Consider the following 22,609-nt stretch of genomic DNA (forward strand, 5'->3'; position numbering starts at 1 on the left):
CGTCTGAATGACATGTGCGGGGCCGGGTGCGCGGGACTCGCACGACACCTCCGGCACGGTGCCTCCGGAATCAGGCGGGTGCCCGCCCCTGGGTCAGCAGGTAGGCACCGGCGATGACCCGGTAGATGGCCCAGAGCTTGATCGCCAGCAGCAGGAAGGGACCTACCGCGGTCTTGATCACCAGCATCAGCAACAGCAGCGCCAGCGCGGCATAGCCGATGGTCAGGAGCTGGTAGCGGCCATGCGCCGCGTAGAGCGGATCTTCGCGGCGCATCAGCAGGAAGGCGAGCACGCAGGCGGCCACGGCGAAGACGCCGAGGAACAGCCCCAGCATCATGCTGGCGTACGCGGTGTATGTCACCCCTCTGCTGGAGCGATGCATGGCCTCAGGCCTCGGGCCTCATGTGCGGGAACAGGATCACGTCGCGGATGCTGGGCGAATCGGTGAACAGCATGACCAGACGATCGATGCCGATGCCCTCGCCCGCGGTCGGCGGCAGGCCGTACTCCAGTGCGCGGATGTAGTCGGCATCGTAGTGCATGGCTTCGTCATCGCCGGCATCCTTCTCCCGGACCTGCTGCATGAAGCGCTCGGCCTGGTCTTCCGGATCGTTGAGCTCGGAGAAGCCGTTGGCGATCTCGCGGCCGCCGATGAAGAACTCGAAACGGTCGGTGATGAACTCGTTGTCGTCGTTGCGGCGCGCCAGCGGCGACACCTCGGCCGGATATTCGGTGATGAACGTGGGCTGGCGCAGCTGCGTCTCCACCGTTTCCTCGAAGATCAGCGTGTGCAGCTTGCCGATGCCCCAGATCGTCTTCACCTGCATCTTCAGCTTGGTGCGCACCACCTCGGCGGCCTGCTCGTAGTCCCAGAGCTGCTCGCGAGTCAGCTCCGGGTTGTACTTGAGGATGGCATCGACCATGGACAGGCGCTCGAACTTCGCGCCGAAATCGAAGACCTCGCCCTGGTACGGCACCTGCGTCGAGCCCAGGATGTCCTGCGCCAGCGTGCGCAGCATGTCTTCCGTGAGGTCCATCAGGTCGCGGTAGTCCGCGTAGGCCTGGTAGAACTCGATCATGGTGAACTCGGGGTTGTGCCGGGTCGACACGCCCTCGTTGCGGAAGTTGCGGTTGATCTCGAACACGCGTTCGAAGCCGCCCACGACCAGGCGCTTGAGGTAGAGCTCGGGCGCGATGCGCAGGAACAGCGGCATGTCCAGCGCGTTGTGGTGGGTCGCGAACGGACGCGCGGCGGCACCGCCGGGGATGACGTGCATCATCGGCGTTTCCACTTCCATGAAGTCGCGGCCGGCCATGAAGCGGCGAATGCCGTCGATGACCTGCGAGCGGATGCGGAAAGTGCGGCGGGTGTCCTCGCTGACGATCAGGTCTACGTAGCGCTGGCGGTACTTCATTTCCTGGTCGGCCATGCCGTGGAACTTGTCCGGCAGCGGCCGCAGCGACTTGGTGAGCAGGCGCAACGACTGCACGTTCAGCGACAGCTCGCCGGTCTTGGTGCGGAAGACATGGCCGGTGGCGCCGAAGATGTCGCCGAGGTCGGACTGCTTGAAGGCGGCATAGGCCTCTTCACCCACGGCATCACGCGAGATGTAGAGCTGGATGCGGCCGCGCATGTCCTGCACGGTGGCGAAGCTGGCCTTGCCCATGACGCGCTTGAGCAGCATGCGGCCGGCGATGGAGAAACTGTGCTTTTCAGCTTCCAGCGTCTCGGCATCGGTGTCGGCGAAGCGGGCCTGCAGATCGGCGGCGTAGGCGTCACGGCGAAAATCGTTGGGGAAAGCCTGGCCCTGGGCACGGATGCCGGCGAGCTTCTGCTTGCGCTCGGCGATCAGCTTGTTTTCATCCTGCGGCGCGGCATCCTGGCGGGCGGCGTCCTGCGACTTGGTATTTTCCGGCGTCGTGTTGTGTTCGGTCATGGTCGGCAGTCCGGCTTACAGGCCCATCTTCAGGGAGGCCTGGATGAATTCGTCGATGTCGCCGTCGAGCACGGCGTTCGGATTGGAGTTCTCGATGTTGCTGCGCAGGTCCTTCACGCGCGACTGGTCGAGCACGTAGGAGCGGATCTGGTGGCCCCAGCCGATATCGGACTTGGTGTCCTCCAGCGCCTGCTTGGCCGCGTTGCGCTTCATCATTTCGAGCTCGTAGAGCCGGGCGCGCAGCATCTTCCAGGCGCGGTCGCGGTTGGCGTGCTGCGAACGCTCGTTCTGGCAGGCCACGACCGTGTTGGTCGGAATGTGCGTCAGGCGCACCGCCGAGTCGGTCTTGTTGATGTGCTGGCCGCCGGCGCCGCTGGCGCGGTAGGTATCGGTGCGGACATCGGACGGGTTGATGTCGATCTCGATGTCGTCATCGATTTCCGGCGACACGAAGACGGCGGTGAACGAGGTGTGGCGGCGGTTGTCGGAGTCGAACGGCGACTTGCGCACCAGGCGGTGGATGCCGGTCTCGGTGCGCAGCCAGCCGAAGGCGTACTCGCCCTCGACGCGGATGGTCGCGGACTTGATGCCGGCGACTTCACCCTCGGAGACTTCCATGACCTCGGCCTTGAAGCCGTGCTGGTCGGCCCACTTCAGGTACATGCGCAGCAGCATGTTGGCCCAGTCCTGCGCCTCGGTGCCGCCGGCACCGGCCTGGATGTCGAGGAAGGCGCTGCTGCCGTCCATTTCGCCGGAGAACATGCGGCGGAACTCGAGGTCGGCGACCAGCTTCTCCAGGCCGTCGAGCTCGACGGAGACATCGGCCAGCGTGCCTTCGTCATCCTCCTCGACGGCGAGGTCGAGCAGGTCGCGGGCGTCGACCAGTCCGCTGGTCATCTTGTCGATGGTCACCACGATGCCTTCCAGCGTGGTGCGCTCCCTGCCGATATCCTGGGCCTTCTTGGGGTCGTTCCAGAGCGTGGGATCCTCGAGCTCGCGCAGGACTTCCTCCAGGCGCTCCTTCTTCAGATCGTAGTCAAAGATACCCCCTGAGCGACTCGGTGCGCTCGGTGAGGTCCTTGATGCGGTTCAGGTAGGGATTGATTTCCATCGTCGTGCCGGCCAGCCAGTAACAAAGCGCGGAATTGTAGCGCAAATGGGCATGGCCGTGGGGCATGCCCGGACAGGCATCACACCGCGATCATGTCCTCGATGCGCAGCTGCAGCGTCTCCATGCCGCGGAAGTGGTTCAGGTCCAGCCGGTAGGCCAGGCGCACGCGCCGGCAGGCCGGATTCGGCCAGCGCTCGCGATCGATGTTGAAGGCGATGCCGTCGAGCACGCGGTTGGAGTCCGGGTGGCAGAGGCTGAGCTTGAGGTGCTTGTCCTTGAGCAGGCGCTGCTCCAGCAGCAGGAACTCGCCCTCGAACAGCGGCTCGGGGAAGGCCTGGCCCCAGGGGCCGCCATCGCGCAGCTGACGTGCAGTGGCCTCGGTGAAGTCCGCGGGCTGCAGCTCGCCGTCGGTGAGCAGCTCGGCCTGGAACAGCTCGGGCGCCACCTGTTCGGCCAGCATGCGCGTGAAGGCCTCGCGGAAGGCTGGCAGGTTGGCGGCCGGCAGGCTCAGGCCGGCGGCCATGGCGTGGCCGCCGAAACGGGTGATGAGGCCGGGGTGGCGGGTGGCCACGGTATCCAGCACGTCACGCACATGCACACCGGGAATGGAACGCGCCGAGCCCTTCAGCTCCGCCGGCTCCTCGCCGTAGGCGGGTGCCTGCGCCGGCGCGAAGGCGATCACCGGACGGTGGAAACGTTCCTTGATGCGCCCGGCGAGAATGCCGATGACACCCTGGTGCCAGTGCCGGTCATACAGCACCAGCCCGGCCGGCACCTGGTCATCGCCCAGTCGCAGGGCCTGCAGGGCGGCCAGCGCCTCCTGCTGCATGCCGGACTCGATGTCGCGGCGCTCCTGGTTCAGCGCATCCAGCTCGCGCGCCATGCGCAGGGCCTGCTCCGGCGAGTCGGTGAGCAGGCAGAGAATGCCCTCGGACATGTCGTCGAGGCGGCCGGCCGCGTTCAGACGCGGCGCCACCACGAAGCCGAGATCGCTGGCCACCAGCCGGCCCGGATCGCGCTCGGCGACCCGGAACAGCGCGGTGATGCCGGGCCGGCAACGGCCGGCGCGGATACGCGCCAGACCCTGGCTGACCAGCAGGCGGTTGTTGGCGTCCAGCGGCACCACATCGGCCACCGTGCCCAGCGCCACCAGATCCAGATAATCGGCCATGTTGGGTTCGGGCAGACCGCGCCCGGCGAACCAGCCGCCGACGCGCAGCCGGGTGCGCAGCGCCGACAGCACGTAGAACACCACCCCGACACCGGCCAGGTGCTTGCTCGGGAAACCGCAGCCGGGCTGGTTGGGATTGACGATGGCATCCGCCGGCGGCAGCGAGTCGCCGGGCAGGTGATGATCGGTGACCAGCACGCGCACGCCGGCCGCCTGTGCCGCCTGCACGCCCTCGTGGCTGGCGATGCCGTTGTCCACCGTGATGATGAGGTCCGGTCGCTTCGAGGCCAGCGCCTCCGCCACGATGCCCGGTGTCAGGCCGTAGCCGTAGGTGAAGCGGTTGGGCACCAGGAAGTCGGCATGCGCGGCGCCCAGCGCGCGCAGTGCCAGCAGCGCAAGCACCGTGCTGGTGGCGCCGTCGGCATCGAAATCGCCGATCACCAGGATGCGCCACTGCTCGCGCAGCGCGCGCTCCAGCAGCGCCAGCGCCGGCTCCAGCCCGTGCAGGGCAGCGGCGGGCTGCAGGGCCGCCAGCGTGGACGCCAGCTCATCCGGCGAACGCACACCGCGCGTGGCGTACAGGCGGGCCAGCAGCGGCGGCACCGCCGGCCACGCCGGAGCGGCCACGGCATCCCGTCGCCGCCAGGCACGCGCCGTCATGCCGCCACCTCCGGCGCTGCAAATAGCAGAAACACGAAGGCCGCCCGCAGGCGGCCTCCGCTGACATCCGCCGGCAAGGCCGCGGCCTCAGACATTCATGGCCTGCAGGATGCTGTCACGGACCTGGCCGAGCTCGGCGTCGATGGTCTTGAGCACGGCGTTCTGGCACTGGCCGATGGCCGTGTCCGGATCCTTCAGGCCGTTGCCGGTCAGCGTGCAGACGATCTTGCTGCCTTCCGGGATCTTGCCGGACTTGATGTCGCGCAGCGCGCCGCCCAGCGAAGCCGCCGAGGCCGGCTCGCAGAACACGCCCTCGGTCTGCGCCAGCAGGCGCTGGGCATCGAGGATTTCCTGGTCGCTGAGTTCGTCGAACCAGCCGCCGGAAACCTTCTGCAGGTCCCAGGCCTTGTCCCAGGACTGCGGGTTGCCAATGCGGATGGCGGTGGCGACCGTCTCCGGGTTGGCGACCGGGCCGCCGCGCATGAACGGGGCGGAGCCGGCGGCCTGGTAGCCGACCATCTTCGGCAGGCTGTTGGAGAAGCCGCGCTCGTGGTATTCGGTGTAGCCCATCCAGTGCGCGGTGATGTTGCCGGCGTTGCCGACCGGCAGGCAGTGGAAGTCCGGCGCGAAGCCCAGCTCTTCGACAATCTCGAAGGCGGCGGTCTTCTGGCCCTGCAGGCGGTACGGGTTGATGGAGTTGACGATGGTCACCGGCGCGTGCGCGGCGACCTGTTTGACCAGCTCCATGCCTTCGTCGAAGTTGCCGCGGATCTGCAGCGTGATGGCACCGTACATCATGGCCTGGGCGAGCTTGCCCATGGCGATCTTGCCTTCGGGAATGAGCACGAAGGCCTTGATGCCGGCGCGCGCGGCATAGGCGGCGGCGGCGGCCGAGGTGTTGCCGGTGGAGGCGCAGATGATGGCCTTGGAGCCCTCTTCCACGGCCTTGGTCACGGCCATGGTCATGCCGCGGTCCTTGAACGAGCCGGTCGGGTTCAGGCCTTCGTACTTGACGTAGATGTCGACGTTCTTGCCGATCAGGCGCGGAATGTTCTGCAGCTTGATCAGCGGCGTGTTGCCCTCGCCCAGCGAGATCAGGCGGGTGTCGTCGGACACCGGCAGATGGTCGCGGTACTTGTTGATCAGGCCGGTGTAGCGGTTGCCGAAGGTCATGCCAGGGTCTCCATGCGAATACGGGTGACAGGCCCGGCGATGTCGCCCAAGGCCCCCAGCTCGGCGATGGCGCTGTTCATGTCGCGCTCCTGCACCGGCTTGGTGAGAATGATGACGGGCACCGAGCCGCCGTCGTCCAGCGACGGCTTCTGCACGATGGCCTCGATGCTGATGCCGCGGCTGCTGAGGATGCGCGTGACCTCGGCCAGCACGCCCGGCTTGTCCTCGGCCTGCAGGCGCAGGTAGTAGGCGGTGACCACGGCGTCGATCGGCAGGATCGGCGTGTCGGCGATGGCGTGCGGCATGAACGCCAGGTGCGGCACGTTCGGCGCCGATTCGGCGGTGAGCGAGCGCACCACATCGACGATGTCGGCGACCACGGCCGATGCCGTCGGGCCGGCGCCGGCGCCGGCGCCGTAGTACAGGGTCGCGCCGACCGGATCGGACTGCACCAGCACCGCGTTCTTCACGCCGTTGACGTTGGCGATCAGGCGGTCGGCCGGAATCAGCGTCGGATGCACGCGCAGCTCGATGCCCTCGGCGGTGCGGCGGGCCACGCCGAGATGCTTGATGCGGAAGCCCAGCTCCTCGGCGTAGGACACGTCTTCGCGCGTCAGCCTGGTGATGCCCTCGGTGTAGGCCCTGGCGAACTGCAGCGGAATGCCGAACGCCAGCGAAGCCAGGATGGTCAGCTTGTGGGCGGCGTCGATGCCTTCCACGTCGAAGGTGGGGTCGGCCTCGGCGTAGCCCAGCGCCTGCGCCTCGGCGAGCACGTCGCCGAACTCGCGGCCCTTTTCGCGCATTTCGGTGAGGATGAAATTGCCGGTGCCATTGATGATGCCGGCCAGCCATTCCACGCGGTTGGCCGCCAGGCCTTCGCGCAGCACCTTGATGATGGGCACGCCGCCGGCCACCGCGGCCTCGAACGCCACGTACACGCCCTGCTGCTCGGCGGCGGCGAAGATCTCGTTGCCGTGCTCGGCCAGCAGCGCCTTGTTGGCGGTGACCACGTGCTTGCCGCTGGCGATGGCCTGCAGCACGATGTCGCGTGCGGTGGTGGTGCCGCCGATGACCTCGACCACGATGTCCACCGCCGGATCACGCACCACCGCGAAAATGTCGGTGCTGACGGTGATGCCGTCCAGCTTCAGGTCCGGGCGCGCGCGGCGGACGCCGACATGCGACACCACGATGTCGCGACCGGTGCGGCGGGACAGCTCGGCGGCGTTTTCGCGCAGCAGGTTGAGGGCACCACCACCGACGGTCCCGAGACCGACGATACCGACATTCACGGGTTTATTGACAGGACTCACGGCACCACCTGATGACCAGCGGAAACACCCGGCATCGCATGACGACGACGGCCGGGCACGGGAAAATTCGGGCCTGCATTATAACGGCGCCATCCGCTTTGTCGAACGCCGGAAGTGACCTCGCCATGGCCCGGACGCACGCCTGACGGCCGGTCCGCCCCCCCCCCTGCTCGGCGGGCGGCACCGAGCGGGGGCGGCACCTCAGTTCAGGCCGAGCGCCTGCGCCAGCTTGGCGGCGGGCATGTAGCCCCCCAGCTGCTCGCCCTGCTCGTTGAACACGGCCGGCGTGCCGGTCACGCCCATGCGCTGGCCGAGCGCGAACTGCTCGGCGATCGGCGCCGTGCAGTTCTTGCGCGCCGCCGGGAAGGACTTGCCCTGCTTGGCCAGCGTCAGCGCCTGTTCGCGGTTGGCATTGCACCAGATCTGGCCCATGCGGCCACCGGTGCCGCCAGTGGCGCCGGCACGCGGCAGGTCGCGCGGATAGGCCAGGTAACGCACCTCGACACCCAGTCGGTTCAGCTCGGGCACTTCCTGATGCAGCTTGCGGCAGTAGCCGCAGTCGATGTCGGTGAACACGGTCAGCACCGCCTTGGCCTTGCCCCGCGCCGGAAACACGATCTCGTCCTGGCGCTTGATGGTCTTCATGACCGCGACACGCTTGCTGGCGCTGGCCTTCTCGGTCAGGTTGGTCACCTGCTTGCCGTCGAGCTGCAGCAGCTCGCCCTGGATCACGAAACGGCCATCGGCGCTGGCATAGACCATGCCGGTGGGCAGCTCGACCTCGTACACGCCCGGCATGGGCGTTTCGCGCACCGCCTGGACCTTGGCCTGCGGCACCGCCTGCTGCAGGCTGGCACGGATCCTGGCTTCCTCCGCCGGTCCGGCGTGAACGGGAGCGGCCATGGTGCCGGCGGCCAGCGCCAGCAGCAGGCCGGAGCGACGGATCATGCGCAGTGAAATCATGTGTGATGCCCTCGTGCCGGCGCATGCAGGGCGCGCCGGTCATGTTGTGTGGCGGCTAGGATACGGGATTGCCGCGCAAGCGTCAGCCCGCGCCGGCCGGCCAGCCACAGGCAGGTGGCGGTCATCCGCGCGGGTGGTGCTCCGCATGCAGCGACTGCAGCCGCTGCCGGGCCACATGGGTGTAGATCTGCGTCGTCGACAGGTCACTATGGCCCAGCAGGAGCTGGATAACGCGCAGGTCGGCGCCATGGTTGAGCAGGTGGGTGGCGAAGGCGTGACGCAGGGTGTGCGGCGACACCGGCGCGCTGATGCCGGCCTGCAGGGCATGCCGCTTGATCAGGTGCCAGAAGTTTTCACGCGTCATGGCCTCGCCGCGCCGGCTGAGGAACAGCGCGGTCTCGCCACGGCCGGCCAGCAGCTGCGGGCGCGCTTCGGCCAGGTAACGGGTGAGCCAGTCCGCCGCTGTCTCGCCCAGCGGCACCAGGCGCTCCTTGCGGCCCTTGCCGGTCACGCGCAGATAGCCGCCGCGCAGGTTCAGCGCCGCCAGCGGCAGCCCCACCAGCTCCGACACTCGCAGCCCGCAGGCGTACAGCAGCTCCAGCATGGCCTTGTCACGCAGGCCCAGCGGCAGGGCGACATCCGGCACTGCCAGCAGGGCCTCGACGTCGGCTTCGGACAGGTCCTTGGGCAGCGGCCGTCCAATGCGCGGCGCATCCAGCCCCACGGTCGGATCCTGCAGCGCCTGGCCGCGCGCCAGCAGGCCGCGCCAGCAGTGCCGCAGCGCCGACTGCAGGCGCGCCACCGAGCGCGGGCTCTTGGCCATGACCGCCGGGCTGGCGAGGTAGGCTGCCAGGTCCTCCGGCAGCAGCTCGGTCAGCGCGCGCGGCGCGGCCCACTGCGCCAGCGCGGCGGCATCGCTGACATAGGCGCTGCGCGTGTGCGGGCTCAGGCCCTCGGCGGAGAGCTGGTGCCGGAACGCCGTGAGCACGACATCGGAGGCCGGCGGGACGAGCGGTTGCGAAGCATCGGACATGCGAGACGGCCGGTCGTGGCGATGGCCGCAGTGTAGCGCTGGCGACGGATGCTGTCGTGCCCGCCGGACGGCCCTCCCGAAGGCATAAAAAAAGCCCGCCATGACGGCGGGCCTTTTCTGCGGCGGAGCGCGACGAACCGGTATCAGTTCGCGCGCGGGGCCAGCTTCTCCTTGATGCGCGCGGACTTGCCCGAACGCTCGCGGAGGTAGTACAGCTTGGCGCGGCGGACATCACCACGACGCTTCACGGTGATGCTGGCGACCACCGGCGAATGGGTCTGGAACACACGCTCCACGCCCACACCGCTGGAAATCTTGCGCACCGTGAAAGCCGAGTTCAGACCGGCGTTCTTGATAGCGATGACCACGCCTTCATAGGCCTGGAGACGCTCGCGATCGCCTTCCTTCACCTTCACCTGGACGACGACGGTGTCGCCCGGGGCGAAGGACGGAATGTCCTGCTTCAGCTGCGCGTTTTCGACTGCCTGCACCAGGGGATGCTTGCTGCTCATGTTGTCTCTCCACTTCCGGTCACAGAGGCTCAGGCGCGTATGACCCATCAGACTCGGCGCCTGTCTGACCCGGGCTTGTGCACATGGCAGATCCTCGGGCGGCGCCTTCTATGGATCGCAGAGGCTAAGGCGCGTGCGATCCCCTCGAACCCCGCCGGATCAGGCCTTGTCGGCCCGGTCCAGCAGGGTGCGTTCCTCTTTGCTCAGCTCGCGGCCGGCCAGCAGATCCGGGCGGCGCGCGCGCGTGCGCAACAAACTCTGCTGCAGGCGCCAGCGACGTATCGCGGCATGGTCGCCACTCAGCAGCACGGCCGGCACCGGATCACCCTCGTACACCTCGGGTCGGGTGTAGTGCGGGCAGTCCAGCAGACCGTCCGTGAACGAATCCTCGTCGGCGGATGCCACGGTGTTCAGCACACCCGGCAGCAGTCGCGCCATCGCGTCGATCAGCACCATGGCCGGCAGCTCGCCGCCGGACAGCACGTAGTCGCCGATCGACCACTCGGCATCGACCTCGCGCTGTATCAGGCGCTCGTCGATGCCCTCGTAGCGGCCGCAGAGCAGGATCACGCCCTGCTCGCCGTGGCTCGCCACCAGTTCCCGCACGCCGGGCTGGTCCAGCCTGCGCCCCTGGGGCGACAGGTAGATGACCGGCGCCTCGACGCCCTTCGCCGCCGCCGCCGCGCGGGCCGCCGCGATGGCGCGCCGCAGCGGCTCGATCAGCATCACCATGCCGGGGCCGCCACCATAGGGACGATCATCGACCCTGCGGTAGTTGTCCTCGGTGAAATCCCGGGGATTCCAGCTCTCCAGCACCAGCCTGCCGGTCGCCACCGCGCGGGCGGTCACGCCCGACTCGCTGATGGCCCGGAACATGTCCGGAAACAGGGTGACCAGGCCTACCCACATGGCACCGCCCTCTTTCGGCGCCGCGCATGCGGACGCCCGATCCTCCGGCACATGGCGCCGCGCCGGCAGCAATCCGTCAGTAGTCGGGCTGCCAGTCCACCGTGATGCGCCGGTTCACGCGATCCACGAAGCGCACGACCCGGCCGGGCAGCCACGGCAGCAGGCGCTCCTCGCCATCGACACTGCCCTCGCAGGCACGAACCACGATGACGTCGTTGGCGCCGGTTTCCATCAGCGCGTGCACCTGGCCGAGCAGGACACCCTGCTCGGTGATCACACGCATGTCGATCAGCTCGGACCAGTAGTACTCGTCTTCATCCAGCGCGGGCAGCGATGCCTTCGGCACCCAGATGCCGGCGCCGAGCAGGCGGTCGGCGGCATTGCGGTCGTCACAACCGGCAATGCAGGCCACCAGTCCCTTGCCCTGGGCACGATGGCCGGCCAGTTCGACCGCCTCCAGCGTGCCGGCACGATCCAGATACCAGGGACCGTACTCGAATATGTTGGCAATGGGCTCGGTGCGGGACATCACCCACACCCAGCCCTTGATGCCATAGGCGGTATGCACATGACCGACCTGGATCAGCGTCTCGCGCTCAGGCACGGTCCGTGCCGACACCGCCTCGGTCATGATCAGGCGCTCTTCTGAGCTTCCTTGACCAGCTGGGCGACGCGGTCGGAGGTCTGGGCGCCGTTGCTGACCCAGTAGGTCAGACGCTCCAGGTTCAGACGCAGACGCTCTTCCTGACCACGGGCGACCGGGTTGAAGAAGCCGACGCGCTCGATGAAGCGGCCGTCGCGGGCGCTGCGGCTGTCGGTCACGACGATGGAGTAGAACGGACGCTTCTTGGCGCCGCCGCGGGCGAGACGAATGGTGACCATGATCAGGTTCCTGAATTTGTGTTTCCGTGGTCTGTCGGTCCGCGCGGGCGCCACGGAAATCGGCCCTGCGCGGAAGGTCGCGGATTGTACGGGAATTCAGCAGCGCTTGCCAGTGTGCCGCGGAGCCGCCGGACATGACCCCGGAGACCGCCGCGGAAAGCGCCAGGCGCCGGCAAATCTGCTAGGCTGCGCGCCTGTTCCCGGCCGGCCGGTATCACCGCCCATGCAGTATCAAGCTCCCCGCCAGTCCCTGGTTCACGGCCTCGCGCTGCTGACCCTGTCGGCAATGCTGTTCTCCGCCATGGGCGTGCTCATCCGCATGGCATCGCACACGGTGAACAACGAGACCGTCGTGTTCTTCCGCAACCTCACCGGCGCCCTCATGCTGCTGCCGCTGGTGGCGGTCCACGGCACCGGCCTGCTGAAGACCGCCGTGCCCATGCAGCACCTGTGGCGCGGCGTGGTCGGCCTGGCCGCCATGTACGGCTTCTTCTACGCCATCGCGCATATTCCGCTGTCCAGCGCCATGGTGTTCACCTACTCGTCGCCGGTGTTCATTCCGCTGATCGCCTGGCTGGTGCTCAAGGAGACGCTGACCTGGCGCATGGGCGTGGCCGCCCTGCTCGGCTTCATCGGCGTGCTCATGGTGTGCCGGCCCGATGTCGAGGGCATGGGCTGGATCGCGGTGATCGGCATCGTCTCCAGCCTGCTGGCCTCGCTGGCCTTCGTCACCGTGCGCTCGCTGTCGGCCACCGAGCCGACCATCCGCATCGTGCTCTACTTCAGCCTCATCTCCACCGTGGTCTCGGCCATTCCCATGACCTGGGCCTGGCGGCCGCTGGATCCGCACGAACTGGCGCTGGTGGTCGGCGCCGGCGTGCTGGCCACGCTCAGCCAGCTCGCCATGTCGCGCGCCTACAGCCTGGCGCCTGCCGGCAAGATCGGTCCGGCCGCCTACCTCGCCATCGTGTTCGCCGGCTTCTGGGCCTGGCTGCTCTGGAACGAGGTGCCGGACCACCTGGCCATCGCCGGCATCGTGGTCATATTTCTCGCCACCCTGCTGTGCCTGGAGCGGCCGCGCCGCCGGCGCGCCACCGAGCCCGACCCGCTGGAGGAAACGCCGGGGGTGTGATTTCCCCGCTCACTGCTGCGGGAAATAACGCTCGATGAACTCGCACTCGCACTCCGGCAGCCAGTCCGGGAAGGTGTAGTAATGCGCGCGGATCTCGGGCAGCACGGTCTCGCGGTAGTGCGCGTAGCGGAAGCCGCGGCCGAGCACGAAATGGAAATCCTGGCCTTCGAGGCTGACCGTGAAGCTGCTCGCCGATGCGAACCAGTCGGCGACCTCGGCGGCCTCGCGGGTGCGCTTGATCAGCACCAGCACATCGCGCCCGTCCACCGTGCGCAGGTCGGTCCAGGCGTCATCCTGGCGGGCGTAGCGGGAGCCGGTGCCGAGCACCATGACTGGCGTCCTGACCTGGTACGACAGCACCGAAGATGCCGTGTAGCCGCGCGTGGCCAGCGCCAGCGTGGCCGGGTCCGCGCCCTGCTCCGCCGCCGCTTCGCGGGCGAGCGCGAGGATGGCCGGCGCCTCGCGCATGGCCAGCAGGTTCCACTGCACCGCCGGCCGGCTCTGCCAGGCCTGGTAGGGCAGCAGCAGCACGACGAACAGCACCACCACGTGCACCACGCTGATCCAGCTCACCGTGCGCGTGATGCGCGCCAGGCGCTCCACGCCCAGCGGCCACAGCAGCACCAGCACCATGGGGTAGAACCACAGCACCCAGTGCAGGCCGATATCCTTGCGCAGGCTGAGCAGCAGGTAGCCGATGAAGCCGGTCAGCGCCAGCGTGCGCGCCAGCGACAGCACCGGCAGCATGGCCGCCTCCGGGCGCGGCTGGCGACCGGCATCGCGCAGGCCCAGCAGCACCGGCGGCAGCACCACGTAGAGCATCATGGCGACATAGGCCAGCAGGCTGGCGAGCTGGATGCCGCCGGCGTCATCGTTGCGGTTGACCAGGTTGAACAGCAGGTTGCTCCAGCAGTGCGTGAGGTTCCAGTGCAGGTTGACCAGGCCGAAGGGAATCGCCGCCAGCACCAGCACCAGCCCCTGCGCCCAGGCGCGGCGGTGCACGCCGAAGTAGAAGATCAGGTAGCCGATGCCGAGCAGCACGGCGAAGTACTTGGACAGGAAAGCCAGGCCCAGGCCGGCGCCGGCCAGCGCCGCCCACGCCAGGCTGTTCCGGCCCAGGGCGCGCGAAGCCGCCAGGAACGACAGCGCCGCGAACAGGATGCAGCCGGTGTCGGTGAGCGTGAAGACATTGATCAGGCTCAGCGGGCTGAGCGTGAACAGCACCGCCAGCCAGCGCGCGCGCTGCTCGCCGTGTCCGCGCAGGAAGGCGTACAGCGCCCAGGCGATGACCAGCTCGGTGACCAGCCCCGGCATGCGCAGCCAGACCCGGTGCTCGCTGACCAGCTGCTGCACCCACATCATCCAGCCGGCCATGGGCGGATGATCGTAGTAGCCGTAGTCGAGGTGACGGCCCCAGAGCACGAAATAGGCCTCGTCGCCGGTCATAGGCAGCAGCCAGGCCAGCGCCAGCTTGATGATCAGCACCGGCACCAGGATCACCGGCCAGGAGGCGGACAGCCAGCGCTGCATGCCGCCGGTCAGGATACGTGACATCAGGAGGTCTCCTCTCGAACAGGTTGCGGTACTCCGGGCTGCGTGGGCAGGCTGAGGACCGCGAACAGGCCCAGCACCACCGCGAACCACAGCGTCGCCAGGCGGATCACCACCGTGGCCGCGACCGCCTCTGGCAAGGCCATGCCCTGCAGCACCAGCAGGCCGGTCATGGTCGCCTCGGTGCCGCCGAGGCCGCCGGGCAGGAAGCTCAGCGCCCCCACCAGCATGGCGAAACCGTAGATGAACAGCGCCAGCGACAGGGGAATGTCAGGCATCAGCGAGCGCAGCACCAGCCAGGCGCCGAAACCCTCGGCCAGCCAGGCCACCAGGCTCAGGCCCTGGGCCTGCCAGAGCAGCCTGCCGCGCCAGAACGGACGACTGCTGGCCGCAACCTCGGCCAGCCACTGCAGTCCCTTGCGGGTGCCGCCCGCCAGGCGGCGCAGCAGCTGCTCGGGCCAGCGCGTGCGCAGCAGCAGCAGGCCTGCGAGCAAGGCGGCCACCAGCAGCAGGAAATACACCTCGCCCTGGTGCAGATGCGTCAGGCCGAGCGCCGTCAGCACCACGATCGCCACCAGGTCGGCCAGGCGCTCGCTGAAGAACATGGCGGCGGAGTGGTGGTACTGCACGCCATAGGGGCGCAGGAACAGGCTGCGGATGAGCTCGCCGGCCTTGCCCGGCGTGGTGGTGAGCGCAAAGCCGGCGAAGTAGATGCGCTGGTTGAGCAGGCGTGGCAGCGGGTGCCGGTCCTGGCGCAGGTACAGCGCCCAGCGCTCGCCGCGCAGCAGGTAATTGCCCAGCGACAGCAGCAGCGACACCGCGATCGGCCAGAAACCGATGCGCTGCACCGCGTGCAGGACATCCTGCCAGCCCGACCAGAGCGCGAACACCAGATAGCCGGCCGCGCTCAGCCCCACCGAGAGCCACAGCAGCTGCTGCTGGCGCCGGGTCAGCGTCATGCCACCAGCGCCACGGTCAGCACCAGCCAGAACAGACCGACAACCACGATGTGGCGATCGTGCAGCAGGTCATGCGACGGATCGCCGCCGCTGTCCTGCTGGTGCAGCAGGTAGAGGTAGCGGAAGCAGGCGTAGATCACCAGCGGCACGGTGAAGATCAGATTGTCAGTGTCGTGGATGCGGCGCACGTCCGGGTCCATGGCGTACAGGCTGTAGCTCAGGATCATGCCCGTGCAGGTGATGCCGATGAGCTTATCGAGCAGCGCCGGCGAATATTCGCCGAGCACCTTGCGATGCTCGCTGCCATCGCCGTGCAGCGCGATGATCTCGGCGCGGCGCTTGATGAAGCCGAGGAACAGCGTGGCCCACATGCCGCAGAACAGCAGCCAGTTCGACGGCGGAATGTCGACGCCGTCGGTGCCGGCGAGGATGCGCAGCATGAAGCCGGCGGAAATGCAGAAGATGTCGAGCAGCACGACCTGCTTCAGCTTCAGCGTGTAGGCGATGTTGAGCACCAGATAGGCGAGCACGTAGCCGGCCACCGGCGGATTCGCCAGCCAGGCCAGCCAGAGCGCGACGGCGGCGAGTCCGCCGGTGAGCAGCCAGGCCTGCGGCAGCGACACGGCGCCGGAAGCGATGGGCCGCAGGCGCTTGGTCGGGTGGTTGCGGTCCTGCTCGCGGTCGAACAGGTCATTGAGCACGTAGACGCTGCTGGAGGCCAGGCAGAACGCCACGAAGGCGAACAGCACCGCCGCCACCAGGGAAGGCTCCTGCCAGCCATGGCCGAAGACCAGGCCGGTGAACAGGAAACCGTTCTTCACCCACTGATGCGGCCGCATGAGCCGAAAGATATTGCCGAGCATGAAAACCTACCTTGTTGTTCTTGTGCGCCCCGCGCCGGCGTCAGCGCGCGGGCCCGTCACTGCCACGGACGATAGTAGGCATCTTCCGCCATGGCCAGCATCTCGGTGTCGCCGGCGCTGTCGCCGTAAGCCGCTTTCACGCGTTCGCAACCGAAGCGCTGACGCAGGCGCGCGGCCTTTTCCGGACCATAGCAGTTCGGCGTCGCCAGGCGGCCGGTGAAGCGACCGCGGGCATCGACCTCGAGCTCGGTGGCCAGCACTTCGTCGAAACCCATGTCACGCGCCCAAGGGCGCAGGTACAGGGCCAGCGTGGCGCTCACCAGCACGCAGACATGGCCCTGCTTCTGGTGCCCGCGCAGCTTCGCGACCGCCTCCGGGCGCAGCGTGGCGGGAATGCGCAGCTCGGCGAAGCGCTCGGCCTCGCGCTCCAGCAGCTGGCGCGGACGGCCGCCGAGGAAGATGCCCAGCACCTTCACCTTGGCGCTTTCGTTGTCGGTCAGCCGCAGCAGGAACATCAGCAGCACCGGCAGGCTGCGCAACAGGCAGAACAGGAAGCGCCACCACGGCGTGACGAAGAACAGGAAGCGGAAGAAGGACTCGCCACGCGTCAGCGTGCCGTCGAAGTCGAAGGCGGCGATGGTCGGGTTGCGCACGATCACGCTCACGGACGGGCTCCCGTCATGCCGTCGGCCATCACAGCTTCAGCCTCTTGAAGATGAACTCCGGCACATTGCGGATGATGAGCAGGATCAGGCGCCAGAAGCCCGGCACGTAGATCTCGTTGCGCCCCGCCGCCTGCGCTTTCACGATCACCTCGCCGACGCGGAAGGGATCTGCGACCAGGAACAGCCCGGGCAGGCCGAAGGTCATGCGGGTGTCGACAAAGCCCGGCTTCACCGTCAGCACCGGCACGCCGACCGCCGCCAGGCGGTTGCGCAGGCCGGCAAGGTAGATGGCCAGGCCGCCCTTGGCGGCGCCGTAGACATAGTTGCTCTGGCGGCCGCGGTCGCCGGCCACCGAGGCGATGCCGACGATGAAGCCGTGCTTGCGCTGCTCGCAGCGGTCGGCGAAGGCGTTGAGCAGCGCCACCGGACCGGTGAGGTTGCGCTGCAACACGCGCAGCGCGGGCTCGCCGCGACGCATGGCATCGCCGTCGGGCATCCAGCCGGCGGCCAGCAGCAGGCCGTCGACATGGCCGTGCTCGGTCTCCAGGGCCTCCAGCCAGGCATCACGCGGGCAGGGGTCGTCGAGGTCGATGTCGGTGACCGCGACCGTGGTGTGGTAGCGCACGCGCAGGTCGGCGGCGAGGCGTTCGAGCTCGTCGCGGTCACGGCCGGCGAGCAGCAGGCGCTGGCGCTGGGCGGCCCAGGCGAATGCGCAGCCGCGCGCCATGGCGGAAGTGGCGCCGACAATCAGGATCTGCGTCATCAGATCATCTCCAGGCGCTGGCCGAGGGCGGACAGGAACAGGCCGTCGGGGTCGAGTTCGCGGCGGATGCGGCGCCACTCGTCCAGGCGCGGATACATGCGCGGCAGCGCGCTAGCCGCCAGACGGGCGTCCTTGGCCAGGTAGACGCGACCGCCGTGCTCCAGCACCACGGCATCAAGCGTGTCGAGCAGGCCCAGGGTGTCCTGGCGCAACGGCAGGTCCAGTGCCAGCGTCCAGCCCTCGGTGGGGAACGACAGCAGGCCGCTGCCCTGGGCGCCGAAGCGCTTGAGCACGGCCAGGAAGCTGGCATTGCCGGAACGCGCCAGGCGGTCGAGCACGGTGCGCAGGCCCTCGGCGGCGGATGCCGTCGGCAGCACGAACTGGTACTGCACGAAACCGGGCTTGCCGTACAGGCGGTTCCAGTCGCGGATGCCGTCCAGCGGGTAGAAGAACGGCGCGATGTCGCAGCGGAACGGCTTGCGCTTGCGCCCCTCCCAGCGGTAGTAGAACGCGTTGAAGGCCTTCACCGACCAGCGGTTGAGCGCCAGCGCCGGCAGGTTCACCGGCAGCGCCAGCTTCGCCGGCGCCGGGCCGTGGCCGAGCGGACCGTCGGCATGGTGGCCGCGCATGAACACCGAGCGCCCGAGCGACTTGCCGGAAGCCAGGCAGTCGATCCAGGCCACCGTGTACTCATCGTCGTGCTCGGGCGCGGCCATGATCGCCATGGCTTCGTTCAGGTCGCGCGCGGGCAGGTGCTGCACCTGCATGTCGCCGGACGGCACGCGACGCAGCTGCAGCACGACTTCGCCGATCAGGCCGGTCATGCCCATGCCGCCCACGGTGGCATTGAAGGCTGCGACGTTTTCGGCCGGCGAGCAGCGCAGGCGACCGCCCGGGGTGAACAGCTCGAATTCGCGCACGAAGGCGCTGAAGCTGCCTACGTGGTGATGGTTCTTGCCGTGGACATCGGCGGCGATGGCGCCGCCCAGGGTGACGTACCGGGTGCCCGGCGTGACCGGCAGGAACCAGCCCTGCGGCATGACCGCACGCAGGATCTCGTCGAGCGTGACGCCAGCTTCGGCGCGCAGCAGACCGGAGTCGGCATCGAAGGCGATGAAGCGGTTGAGCCGGGTCATCAGCAGCGTGGCACCCTCGGCGCTGACCGCGGCGTCGCCGTAGGCACGGCCGGCGCCACGCGCCAGGCAGGCCTGGCCGGCCCAGGCGGCCAGCTCGGCATAGCGCTCGGGACGCGCCACGCTGGTGCCGGTGCGCGGGTAGCGCCCCCATCCGGTGAGCTCCTGCTGCACGGTGCCGGAAGGCGGGCCGGCGGGCTCCTGCTGCGGGGCGGTTGCGGAGGCAGGGCCAGGCAGTGCCTGGCCTTCGTCATGGCCGGCCTGGGCGCCGGTGCCGTTCATCGTTTCCGTCATCGATCAGCGCTTCTTGAAGCCGGGCGGCAGGGCGCCGCCGAGACCGGGCAGACCGCCCGGGAAACCGGAACCGCCCAGGCCGGGCAGGCCGCCGGGCAGACCGCCGCCGGCAGCGCCCTTGCCGCCCGGCGCGGCGCCCGGCAGGCCGTCGAGCATGCCCGGCGGCAGCTTGCCCTGCATGCCCTTGAGCATTTTCATCATGCCCGACGGGTTGGCGAACTTCTTCATCATCTTTTCCATCTGCGTGTGCTGCTTGAGCACGCGGTTGACATCCTGGATGGTGGTGCCGGAGCCGTTGGCGATGCGGCGCTTGCGCGAACCGTTGATCAGGTCCGGCTTGCGCCGCTCGACCGGCGTCATGGACTGGATGATGGCTTCCATCTGTTTCATCTGCTTTTCCGGCGCGCCACCAGCCATGGCCTGCTGCACCGCAGCAGAATTCATGCCAGGCAGCTTGTCGAGCAGGCCGCCCATGCCGCCGAGGTTGCGCATCTGCTGGAACTGCTCGAGCATGTCCTGGAGATCGAAGCCCTTGCCCTTCTGCAGCTTCTTCGCCAGCTTCTCGGCCTTGTCCTTGTCGATCTTGCGCTCGACCTCCTCGACCAGCGACAGCACGTCGCCCATGCCGAGGATGCGCTGCGCGATACGGTCGGGATGGAACAGCTCCAGCGCATCGGTCTTTTCGCCGACGCCGATGAACTTGATCGGCTTGCCGGTGATGCTGCGCACCGACAGCGCGGCGCCGCCACGGGCATCGCCGTCGGCCTTGGCGAGCACGACACCGGTCAGCGGCAGCGCGTCATTGAAGGCCTTGGCGGTGTTGGCGGCGTCCTGGCCGGTCATGGCATCGACCACGAACAGCGTCTCGATCGGCTTGATGGCCGCGTGCAGGCGCTGGATCTCGGCCATCATCTCGTCGTCGATGGCGAGGCGGCCGGCGGTGTCGATGAGCACCACATCGGCAAACTTGAGCTTGCCCTCGGCGATGGCGCCGCGCGCGATCTCGACCGGATCCTGGCCGCTGTGCGACGGGAAGAACAGCACGTCGATGTCCGCCGCCAGCGTTTCCAGCTGCTTGATGGCGGCCGGACGGTAGATGTCGGCGGAAGCCACCAGCACCGTCTTCTTCTGCCCCTTCAGGTAGCGCGCCAGCTTGCCGACCGTGGTGGTCTTGCCCGCGCCCTGCAGGCCGGCCATGAGCACCACCGCCGGCGGCGTGGTGGCCAGGTTCAGGCCCTCGTTGGCCTCGCCCAGCGTGCGCACCAGCTCGTCATGGACGATCTTGACGAAAGCCTGGCCGGGCTGCAGCTGGCTGAGCACTTCCTGGCCCAGCGCCTGCTCCTTGATGCGCTCGATGAAATCCTTCACCACCGGCAGCGCGACATCGGCCTCGAGCAGGGCCATGCGCACTTCGCGCAGGGTGTCCTTGATGTTGTCCTCGTTCAGCCGCGCCGAGCCGGTGATGGCGCGGAGGCTGCTGCCGAGGCGTTCGGTGAGGTTGTCGAACATGGCGGTCTGTCATCCGTTCTGGCCGTCAGCGACGGCAAATGCGCCCGATTATAGGCATGACACGCGTCTGGCGCACGGCCGCGGGCTTGTGCCACACTGCCGGTTCGTTCGATTGCCTATCATTTGCGTCATGAATGCCCTGCCCGCCCTGCTTGCACTGATCGCCACCGTGCTCTATCTGTCGGTCGCCATCGCCGTGGCACGCGCCGTCGCCAGGCGCCAGGCCCCGTCCCGGGCCCCGCTGCTGGCCCTGCTCGCCCTGGCGCTGCTGCAGCATGGCGGGGTGATGTACGGGCTCATGATCCAGCCCGGCGGGCTGCATTTCGGCTTCTTCACCATCGCGGTGCTGCACGCCTGGCTGCTGGCCGTGCTGGCGCTGCTGGTCAACCTCCACCGTCCGGTCCAGGGAATCTACCTGGTGGCACTGCCGCTGGCCGCCTTCGAGCTCAGCCTGGGTGTGATCGGCCACGAGCGCGCGCCGGTACCCGCCCCGCTGACCCCGGCCGTGCAGGGACACATCCTCCTCTCCCTGCTGGCCTACAGCATCCTCAGCATCTCCGCCCTGCAGGCGATTCTGGTGAGCTGGCAGGAAAGCGCGCTGCGCCGCCACCGGCGCGGCCTGCTGCTGGCGCTGCCGGCGCTGCAGACCATGGAGAAAATGCTGTTCGAGCTCATCGCGCTGGGCTTCGGTCTGCTCACGCTGGCCATCGGCTCCGGCTTCATCGTGCTGGACGACATGCTGGCCCAGCACGTGGCGCACAAGACCGTGTTCTCGCTGGTGGCCTGGCTGATCTTCGCCATCCTGCTGCTCGGGCGGCACTGGCGCGGCTGGCGCGGCCGCATGGCGGTGCGCTTCACCCTGATCGGCTTCGTGCTCCTGCTGATCGGTTTCGTGGGCACCAAGTTCGTGCTGGAGCTGGTGCTGGCCCGTGCCGCTTCCTGACCTGCTGGCCGGACTGCTCGCGGCGCTGATCGCCGCCGGGCTGCTGCTGGTCTGGCTGCTCTGGCGCAACCCGCACTGGCTGCACCGGCTGGCGCTGGACCTCGGCCAGCGCCAGGCCGTGCGGCGCTGGCTGGGCCAGCTGGTCGGCAAGCTGCTGCTGCCGCCCCTGCACCAGCGCCTGCTGCTGGGCCTGCTCGACCTCGACCGCTGCACCGTCAACGACATCATGATTCCGCGCCAGGCCGTCGCCGGCATCGACCTGGATGCCGACATCGCCGATATCCTGCAGGCGCTGCGCACCACCCAGCACACCCGCCTGCCGGTCTTCCACGGCGACCTCAACCACACCGTGGGCATCCTGCATGTGCGCAACGCCGCCCGCAGCCTGGGCCAGGGCGACCTGAGCAAGGCCGACATCACCCGCTACATGCGCTCGCCCTACTTCCTGCCCGAGCGCACGCCGCTGCCCGCGCAGCTGCTGGAGTTCCAGAAGCACCGCCGCCGCCTCGGCCTGGTGGTGGACGAATACGGCGATGTGCAGGGCATCGTGACCCTGGAGGCCATTCTCGAGGAGCTGGTCGGCGAGTTCACCACGCGCAGCACCGACAGCCACCCGGACATCACCACCGAGGGCGATGGCAGTGTGCTCGTCGACGGCGCCGCCAGCCTGCGCGCCATCAACCGCACCCTGGGCTGGACGCTGCCGGTGGACGGCCCGCGCACCCTCAACGGGTTGCTGCTGGAGCAGCTCGAGGAAATTCCGGAAGGACCGCTCTGCCTGACGCTGGAGGGCTACCGGATCGAGGTGACGACGTTGCGTGGCAACCTGGTGGGCCAGGCACGCATCAGGGAGCTGCCGGCGGACTGAAGCAGGACGCGTGCGGATGCCCGTGCCAAGAACCGGCACGGGCATACGCGCAGCATCAGGGCAGCGGTTTCAGGTCCAGGCCATCGATGACATACAACGTATTGCCGTCGAACACCGTGTTGGCACTGTCCAGGTACTTCTGCTGCAGCGCAAAGGTGACCGGATTCACCCACAGCGCGAAGTCATCGTCGTTGATCACGCCCAGCGTGGAGCTGTTGATCACCCACAGCCCCTCCATCTTGTCGTGCGGGTACTTCACCTTCTC

At 68.3% G+C, this 22,609-nt stretch carries 22 protein-coding genes and 1 pseudogene; 3 read left to right on the forward strand and 20 right to left on the reverse strand.

Features of this window, described 5'->3' with window-relative positions; all coding sequences use genetic code 11:
- Positions 1-70: 70 nt before the first annotated feature.
- The 12 genes from C5O18_RS00400 to rpsP all read right to left on the reverse strand — a co-directional run bounded on the left by C5O18_RS00400 (position 71) and on the right by rpsP (position 11,664).
- On the reverse strand, positions 71-361 hold the full coding sequence (locus tag C5O18_RS00400; protein WP_105190912.1) for a hypothetical protein: 291 nt from the start codon (positions 359-361) through the stop codon (positions 71-73).
- 25 nt (positions 362-386) lie between these two features.
- A complete protein-coding gene (gene lysS, locus C5O18_RS00405) occupies positions 387-1,937 on the reverse strand; it encodes a lysine--tRNA ligase (protein ID WP_105190913.1) in 1,551 nt (516 codons plus the stop codon).
- 15 nt (positions 1,938-1,952) lie between these two features.
- Positions 1,953-3,048, reverse strand: a protein-coding gene (prfB, locus tag C5O18_RS00410) for a peptide chain release factor 2 (RefSeq protein WP_105190914.1) whose coding sequence is annotated in 2 segments (ribosomal slippage) — positions 1,953-2,975 and positions 2,977-3,048 — 1,095 coding nt in all. Because the reading frame shifts where the segments join, the coding sequence is not laid out codon by codon here.
- A 79-nt stretch (positions 3,049-3,127) separates the two neighbouring features.
- Positions 3,128-4,879, reverse strand: coding sequence for a single-stranded-DNA-specific exonuclease RecJ (gene recJ, locus C5O18_RS00415; protein ID WP_105190915.1), 1,752 nt, complete (start codon positions 4,877-4,879; stop codon positions 3,128-3,130).
- A gap of 87 nt (positions 4,880-4,966) precedes the next feature.
- The gene (thrC, locus tag C5O18_RS00420; protein WP_105190916.1) at positions 4,967-6,052 is read right to left on the reverse strand and encodes a threonine synthase; all 1,086 of its coding nucleotides are present in this window, start codon (positions 6,050-6,052) and stop codon (positions 4,967-4,969) included.
- Complete coding sequence (locus C5O18_RS00425; protein WP_105190917.1) at positions 6,049-7,365, reverse strand: homoserine dehydrogenase; 1,317 nt, start codon at positions 7,363-7,365, stop codon at positions 6,049-6,051. Before C5O18_RS00425 ends, thrC begins: the two co-directional genes overlap by 4 nt.
- A gap of 201 nt (positions 7,366-7,566) precedes the next feature.
- The gene (locus C5O18_RS00430; RefSeq protein WP_241146689.1) at positions 7,567-8,328 is read right to left on the reverse strand and encodes a DsbC family protein; all 762 of its coding nucleotides are present in this window, start codon (positions 8,326-8,328) and stop codon (positions 7,567-7,569) included.
- Positions 8,329-8,449: 121 nt separating this feature from the next.
- Positions 8,450-9,361, reverse strand: a complete 912-nt coding sequence (xerD, locus tag C5O18_RS00435; RefSeq protein WP_105190918.1) for a site-specific tyrosine recombinase XerD — start codon at positions 9,359-9,361, stop codon at positions 8,450-8,452.
- A 143-nt stretch (positions 9,362-9,504) separates the two neighbouring features.
- A complete protein-coding gene (gene rplS / locus C5O18_RS00440; RefSeq protein ID WP_105190919.1) occupies positions 9,505-9,873 on the reverse strand; it encodes a 50S ribosomal protein L19 in 369 nt (122 codons plus the stop codon).
- 159 nt (positions 9,874-10,032) lie between these two features.
- The gene (gene trmD, locus C5O18_RS00445; protein WP_105190920.1) at positions 10,033-10,782 is read right to left on the reverse strand and encodes a tRNA (guanosine(37)-N1)-methyltransferase TrmD; all 750 of its coding nucleotides are present in this window, start codon (positions 10,780-10,782) and stop codon (positions 10,033-10,035) included.
- Positions 10,783-10,858: 76 nt separating this feature from the next.
- Entirely contained in the window at positions 10,859-11,413 is a 555-nt protein-coding gene (rimM, locus tag C5O18_RS00450) for a ribosome maturation factor RimM (RefSeq protein ID WP_105190921.1), read from the reverse strand.
- Positions 11,414-11,415: 2 nt separating this feature from the next.
- Positions 11,416-11,664 carry a 30S ribosomal protein S16 gene (rpsP, locus tag C5O18_RS00455; protein ID WP_105190922.1) on the reverse strand — a complete coding sequence of 83 codons (249 nt, stop codon included), beginning with the start codon at positions 11,662-11,664 and terminating at the stop codon, positions 11,416-11,418.
- Between the two features lie 223 nt (positions 11,665-11,887).
- Here rpsP and C5O18_RS00460 point away from each other — a divergent pair, with 223 nt between their 5' ends.
- A complete protein-coding gene (locus tag C5O18_RS00460) occupies positions 11,888-12,796 on the forward strand; it encodes a DMT family transporter (RefSeq protein WP_105190923.1) in 909 nt (302 codons plus the stop codon).
- Positions 12,797-12,805: 9 nt separating this feature from the next.
- Here the strand turns inward: C5O18_RS00460 and C5O18_RS00465 are convergent, their stop codons facing one another.
- The 7 genes from C5O18_RS00465 to ffh are packed head-to-tail and all read right to left on the reverse strand — an operon-like array spanning position 12,806 to position 20,533.
- Positions 12,806-14,350 (reverse strand): ArnT family glycosyltransferase, encoded by a 1,545-nt coding sequence (locus tag C5O18_RS00465; protein ID WP_105190924.1) that lies wholly within the window; start codon positions 14,348-14,350, stop codon positions 12,806-12,808.
- Positions 14,350-15,306 (reverse strand): lysylphosphatidylglycerol synthase transmembrane domain-containing protein, encoded by a 957-nt coding sequence (locus C5O18_RS00470; protein WP_105190925.1) that lies wholly within the window; start codon positions 15,304-15,306, stop codon positions 14,350-14,352. The genes C5O18_RS00465 and C5O18_RS00470 overlap by 1 nt, the downstream gene beginning before the upstream one ends.
- Positions 15,303-16,169: a decaprenyl-phosphate phosphoribosyltransferase gene (locus C5O18_RS00475; RefSeq protein ID WP_105190926.1), complete on the reverse strand. Its 867-nt coding sequence runs from the start codon at positions 16,167-16,169 to the stop codon at positions 15,303-15,305. The genes C5O18_RS00470 and C5O18_RS00475 overlap by 4 nt, the downstream gene beginning before the upstream one ends.
- A gap of 56 nt (positions 16,170-16,225) precedes the next feature.
- Positions 16,226-16,834 carry an HAD-IB family hydrolase gene (locus C5O18_RS00480; protein WP_105190927.1) on the reverse strand — a complete coding sequence of 203 codons (609 nt, stop codon included), beginning with the start codon at positions 16,832-16,834 and terminating at the stop codon, positions 16,226-16,228.
- Between the two features lie 28 nt (positions 16,835-16,862).
- On the reverse strand, positions 16,863-17,597 hold the full coding sequence (locus tag C5O18_RS00485) for an SDR family oxidoreductase (RefSeq protein ID WP_206389669.1): 735 nt from the start codon (positions 17,595-17,597) through the stop codon (positions 16,863-16,865).
- Positions 17,597-19,024: an FAD-binding oxidoreductase gene (locus C5O18_RS00490; RefSeq protein ID WP_206389670.1), complete on the reverse strand. Its 1,428-nt coding sequence runs from the start codon at positions 19,022-19,024 to the stop codon at positions 17,597-17,599. Before C5O18_RS00490 ends, C5O18_RS00485 begins: the two co-directional genes overlap by 1 nt.
- 3 nt (positions 19,025-19,027) lie before the next feature.
- The gene (ffh, locus tag C5O18_RS00495) at positions 19,028-20,533 is read right to left on the reverse strand and encodes a signal recognition particle protein (protein WP_105190928.1); all 1,506 of its coding nucleotides are present in this window, start codon (positions 20,531-20,533) and stop codon (positions 19,028-19,030) included.
- 130 nt (positions 20,534-20,663) lie between these two features.
- Between ffh and C5O18_RS00500 the strand changes: the two genes are divergently transcribed.
- On the forward strand, positions 20,664-21,476 hold the full coding sequence (locus tag C5O18_RS00500) for a cytochrome C assembly family protein (protein ID WP_105190929.1): 813 nt from the start codon (positions 20,664-20,666) through the stop codon (positions 21,474-21,476).
- The gene (locus tag C5O18_RS00505) at positions 21,463-22,344 is read left to right on the forward strand and encodes a transporter associated domain-containing protein (protein ID WP_105190930.1); all 882 of its coding nucleotides are present in this window, start codon (positions 21,463-21,465) and stop codon (positions 22,342-22,344) included. The genes C5O18_RS00500 and C5O18_RS00505 overlap by 14 nt, the downstream gene beginning before the upstream one ends.
- 55 nt (positions 22,345-22,399) lie before the next feature.
- On the opposite strand, the pseudogene C5O18_RS00510 reads toward C5O18_RS00505, so the two are convergent.
- Positions 22,400-22,609 (reverse strand): annotated as a pseudogene (locus C5O18_RS00510) (esterase-like activity of phytase family protein); the annotation flags it as partial.

This window comes from Amnimonas aquatica, from assembly GCF_002943415.1.
In the GTDB taxonomy this organism is placed as follows: domain Bacteria; phylum Pseudomonadota; class Gammaproteobacteria; order Pseudomonadales; family Moraxellaceae; genus Perlucidibaca; species Perlucidibaca aquatica_A.

Excerpts from the sequence above, each read along its gene's own strand:
- ffh (WP_105190928.1), bottom strand. The coding sequence starts at position 20,533 with ATGTTCGACAACCTCACCGAACGCCTCGGCAGCAGCCTCCGCGCCATC.
- C5O18_RS00475 (WP_105190926.1), bottom strand. The coding sequence starts at position 16,169 with ATGCTCGGCAATATCTTTCGGCTCATGCGGCCGCATCAGTGGGTGAAG.
- C5O18_RS00490 (WP_206389670.1), bottom strand. The coding sequence starts at position 19,024 with ATGACGGAAACGATGAACGGCACCGGCGCCCAGGCCGGCCATGACGAA.
- C5O18_RS00465 (WP_105190924.1), bottom strand. The coding sequence starts at position 14,350 with ATGTCACGTATCCTGACCGGCGGCATGCAGCGCTGGCTGTCCGCCTCC.
- rplS (WP_105190919.1), bottom strand. The coding sequence starts at position 9,873 with ATGAGCAGCAAGCATCCCCTGGTGCAGGCAGTCGAAAACGCGCAGCTG.
- rimM (WP_105190921.1), bottom strand. The coding sequence starts at position 11,413 with ATGACCGAGGCGGTGTCGGCACGGACCGTGCCTGAGCGCGAGACGCTG.
- C5O18_RS00470 (WP_105190925.1), bottom strand. The coding sequence starts at position 15,306 with ATGACGCTGACCCGGCGCCAGCAGCAGCTGCTGTGGCTCTCGGTGGGG.
- C5O18_RS00485 (WP_206389669.1), bottom strand. The coding sequence starts at position 17,597 with ATGACGCAGATCCTGATTGTCGGCGCCACTTCCGCCATGGCGCGCGGC.
- C5O18_RS00500 (WP_105190929.1), top strand. The coding sequence starts at position 20,664 with ATGAATGCCCTGCCCGCCCTGCTTGCACTGATCGCCACCGTGCTCTAT.
- xerD (WP_105190918.1), bottom strand. The coding sequence starts at position 9,361 with ATGTCCGATGCTTCGCAACCGCTCGTCCCGCCGGCCTCCGATGTCGTG.
- lysS (WP_105190913.1), bottom strand. The coding sequence starts at position 1,937 with ATGACCGAACACAACACGACGCCGGAAAATACCAAGTCGCAGGACGCC.
- thrC (WP_105190916.1), bottom strand. The coding sequence starts at position 6,052 with ATGACCTTCGGCAACCGCTACACCGGCCTGATCAACAAGTACCGCGAC.
- C5O18_RS00430 (WP_241146689.1), bottom strand. The coding sequence starts at position 8,328 with ATGATTTCACTGCGCATGATCCGTCGCTCCGGCCTGCTGCTGGCGCTG.
- trmD (WP_105190920.1), bottom strand. The coding sequence starts at position 10,782 with ATGTGGGTAGGCCTGGTCACCCTGTTTCCGGACATGTTCCGGGCCATC.
- recJ (WP_105190915.1), bottom strand. The coding sequence starts at position 4,879 with ATGACGGCGCGTGCCTGGCGGCGACGGGATGCCGTGGCCGCTCCGGCG.
- C5O18_RS00460 (WP_105190923.1), top strand. The coding sequence starts at position 11,888 with ATGCAGTATCAAGCTCCCCGCCAGTCCCTGGTTCACGGCCTCGCGCTG.
- rpsP (WP_105190922.1), bottom strand. The coding sequence starts at position 11,664 with ATGGTCACCATTCGTCTCGCCCGCGGCGGCGCCAAGAAGCGTCCGTTC.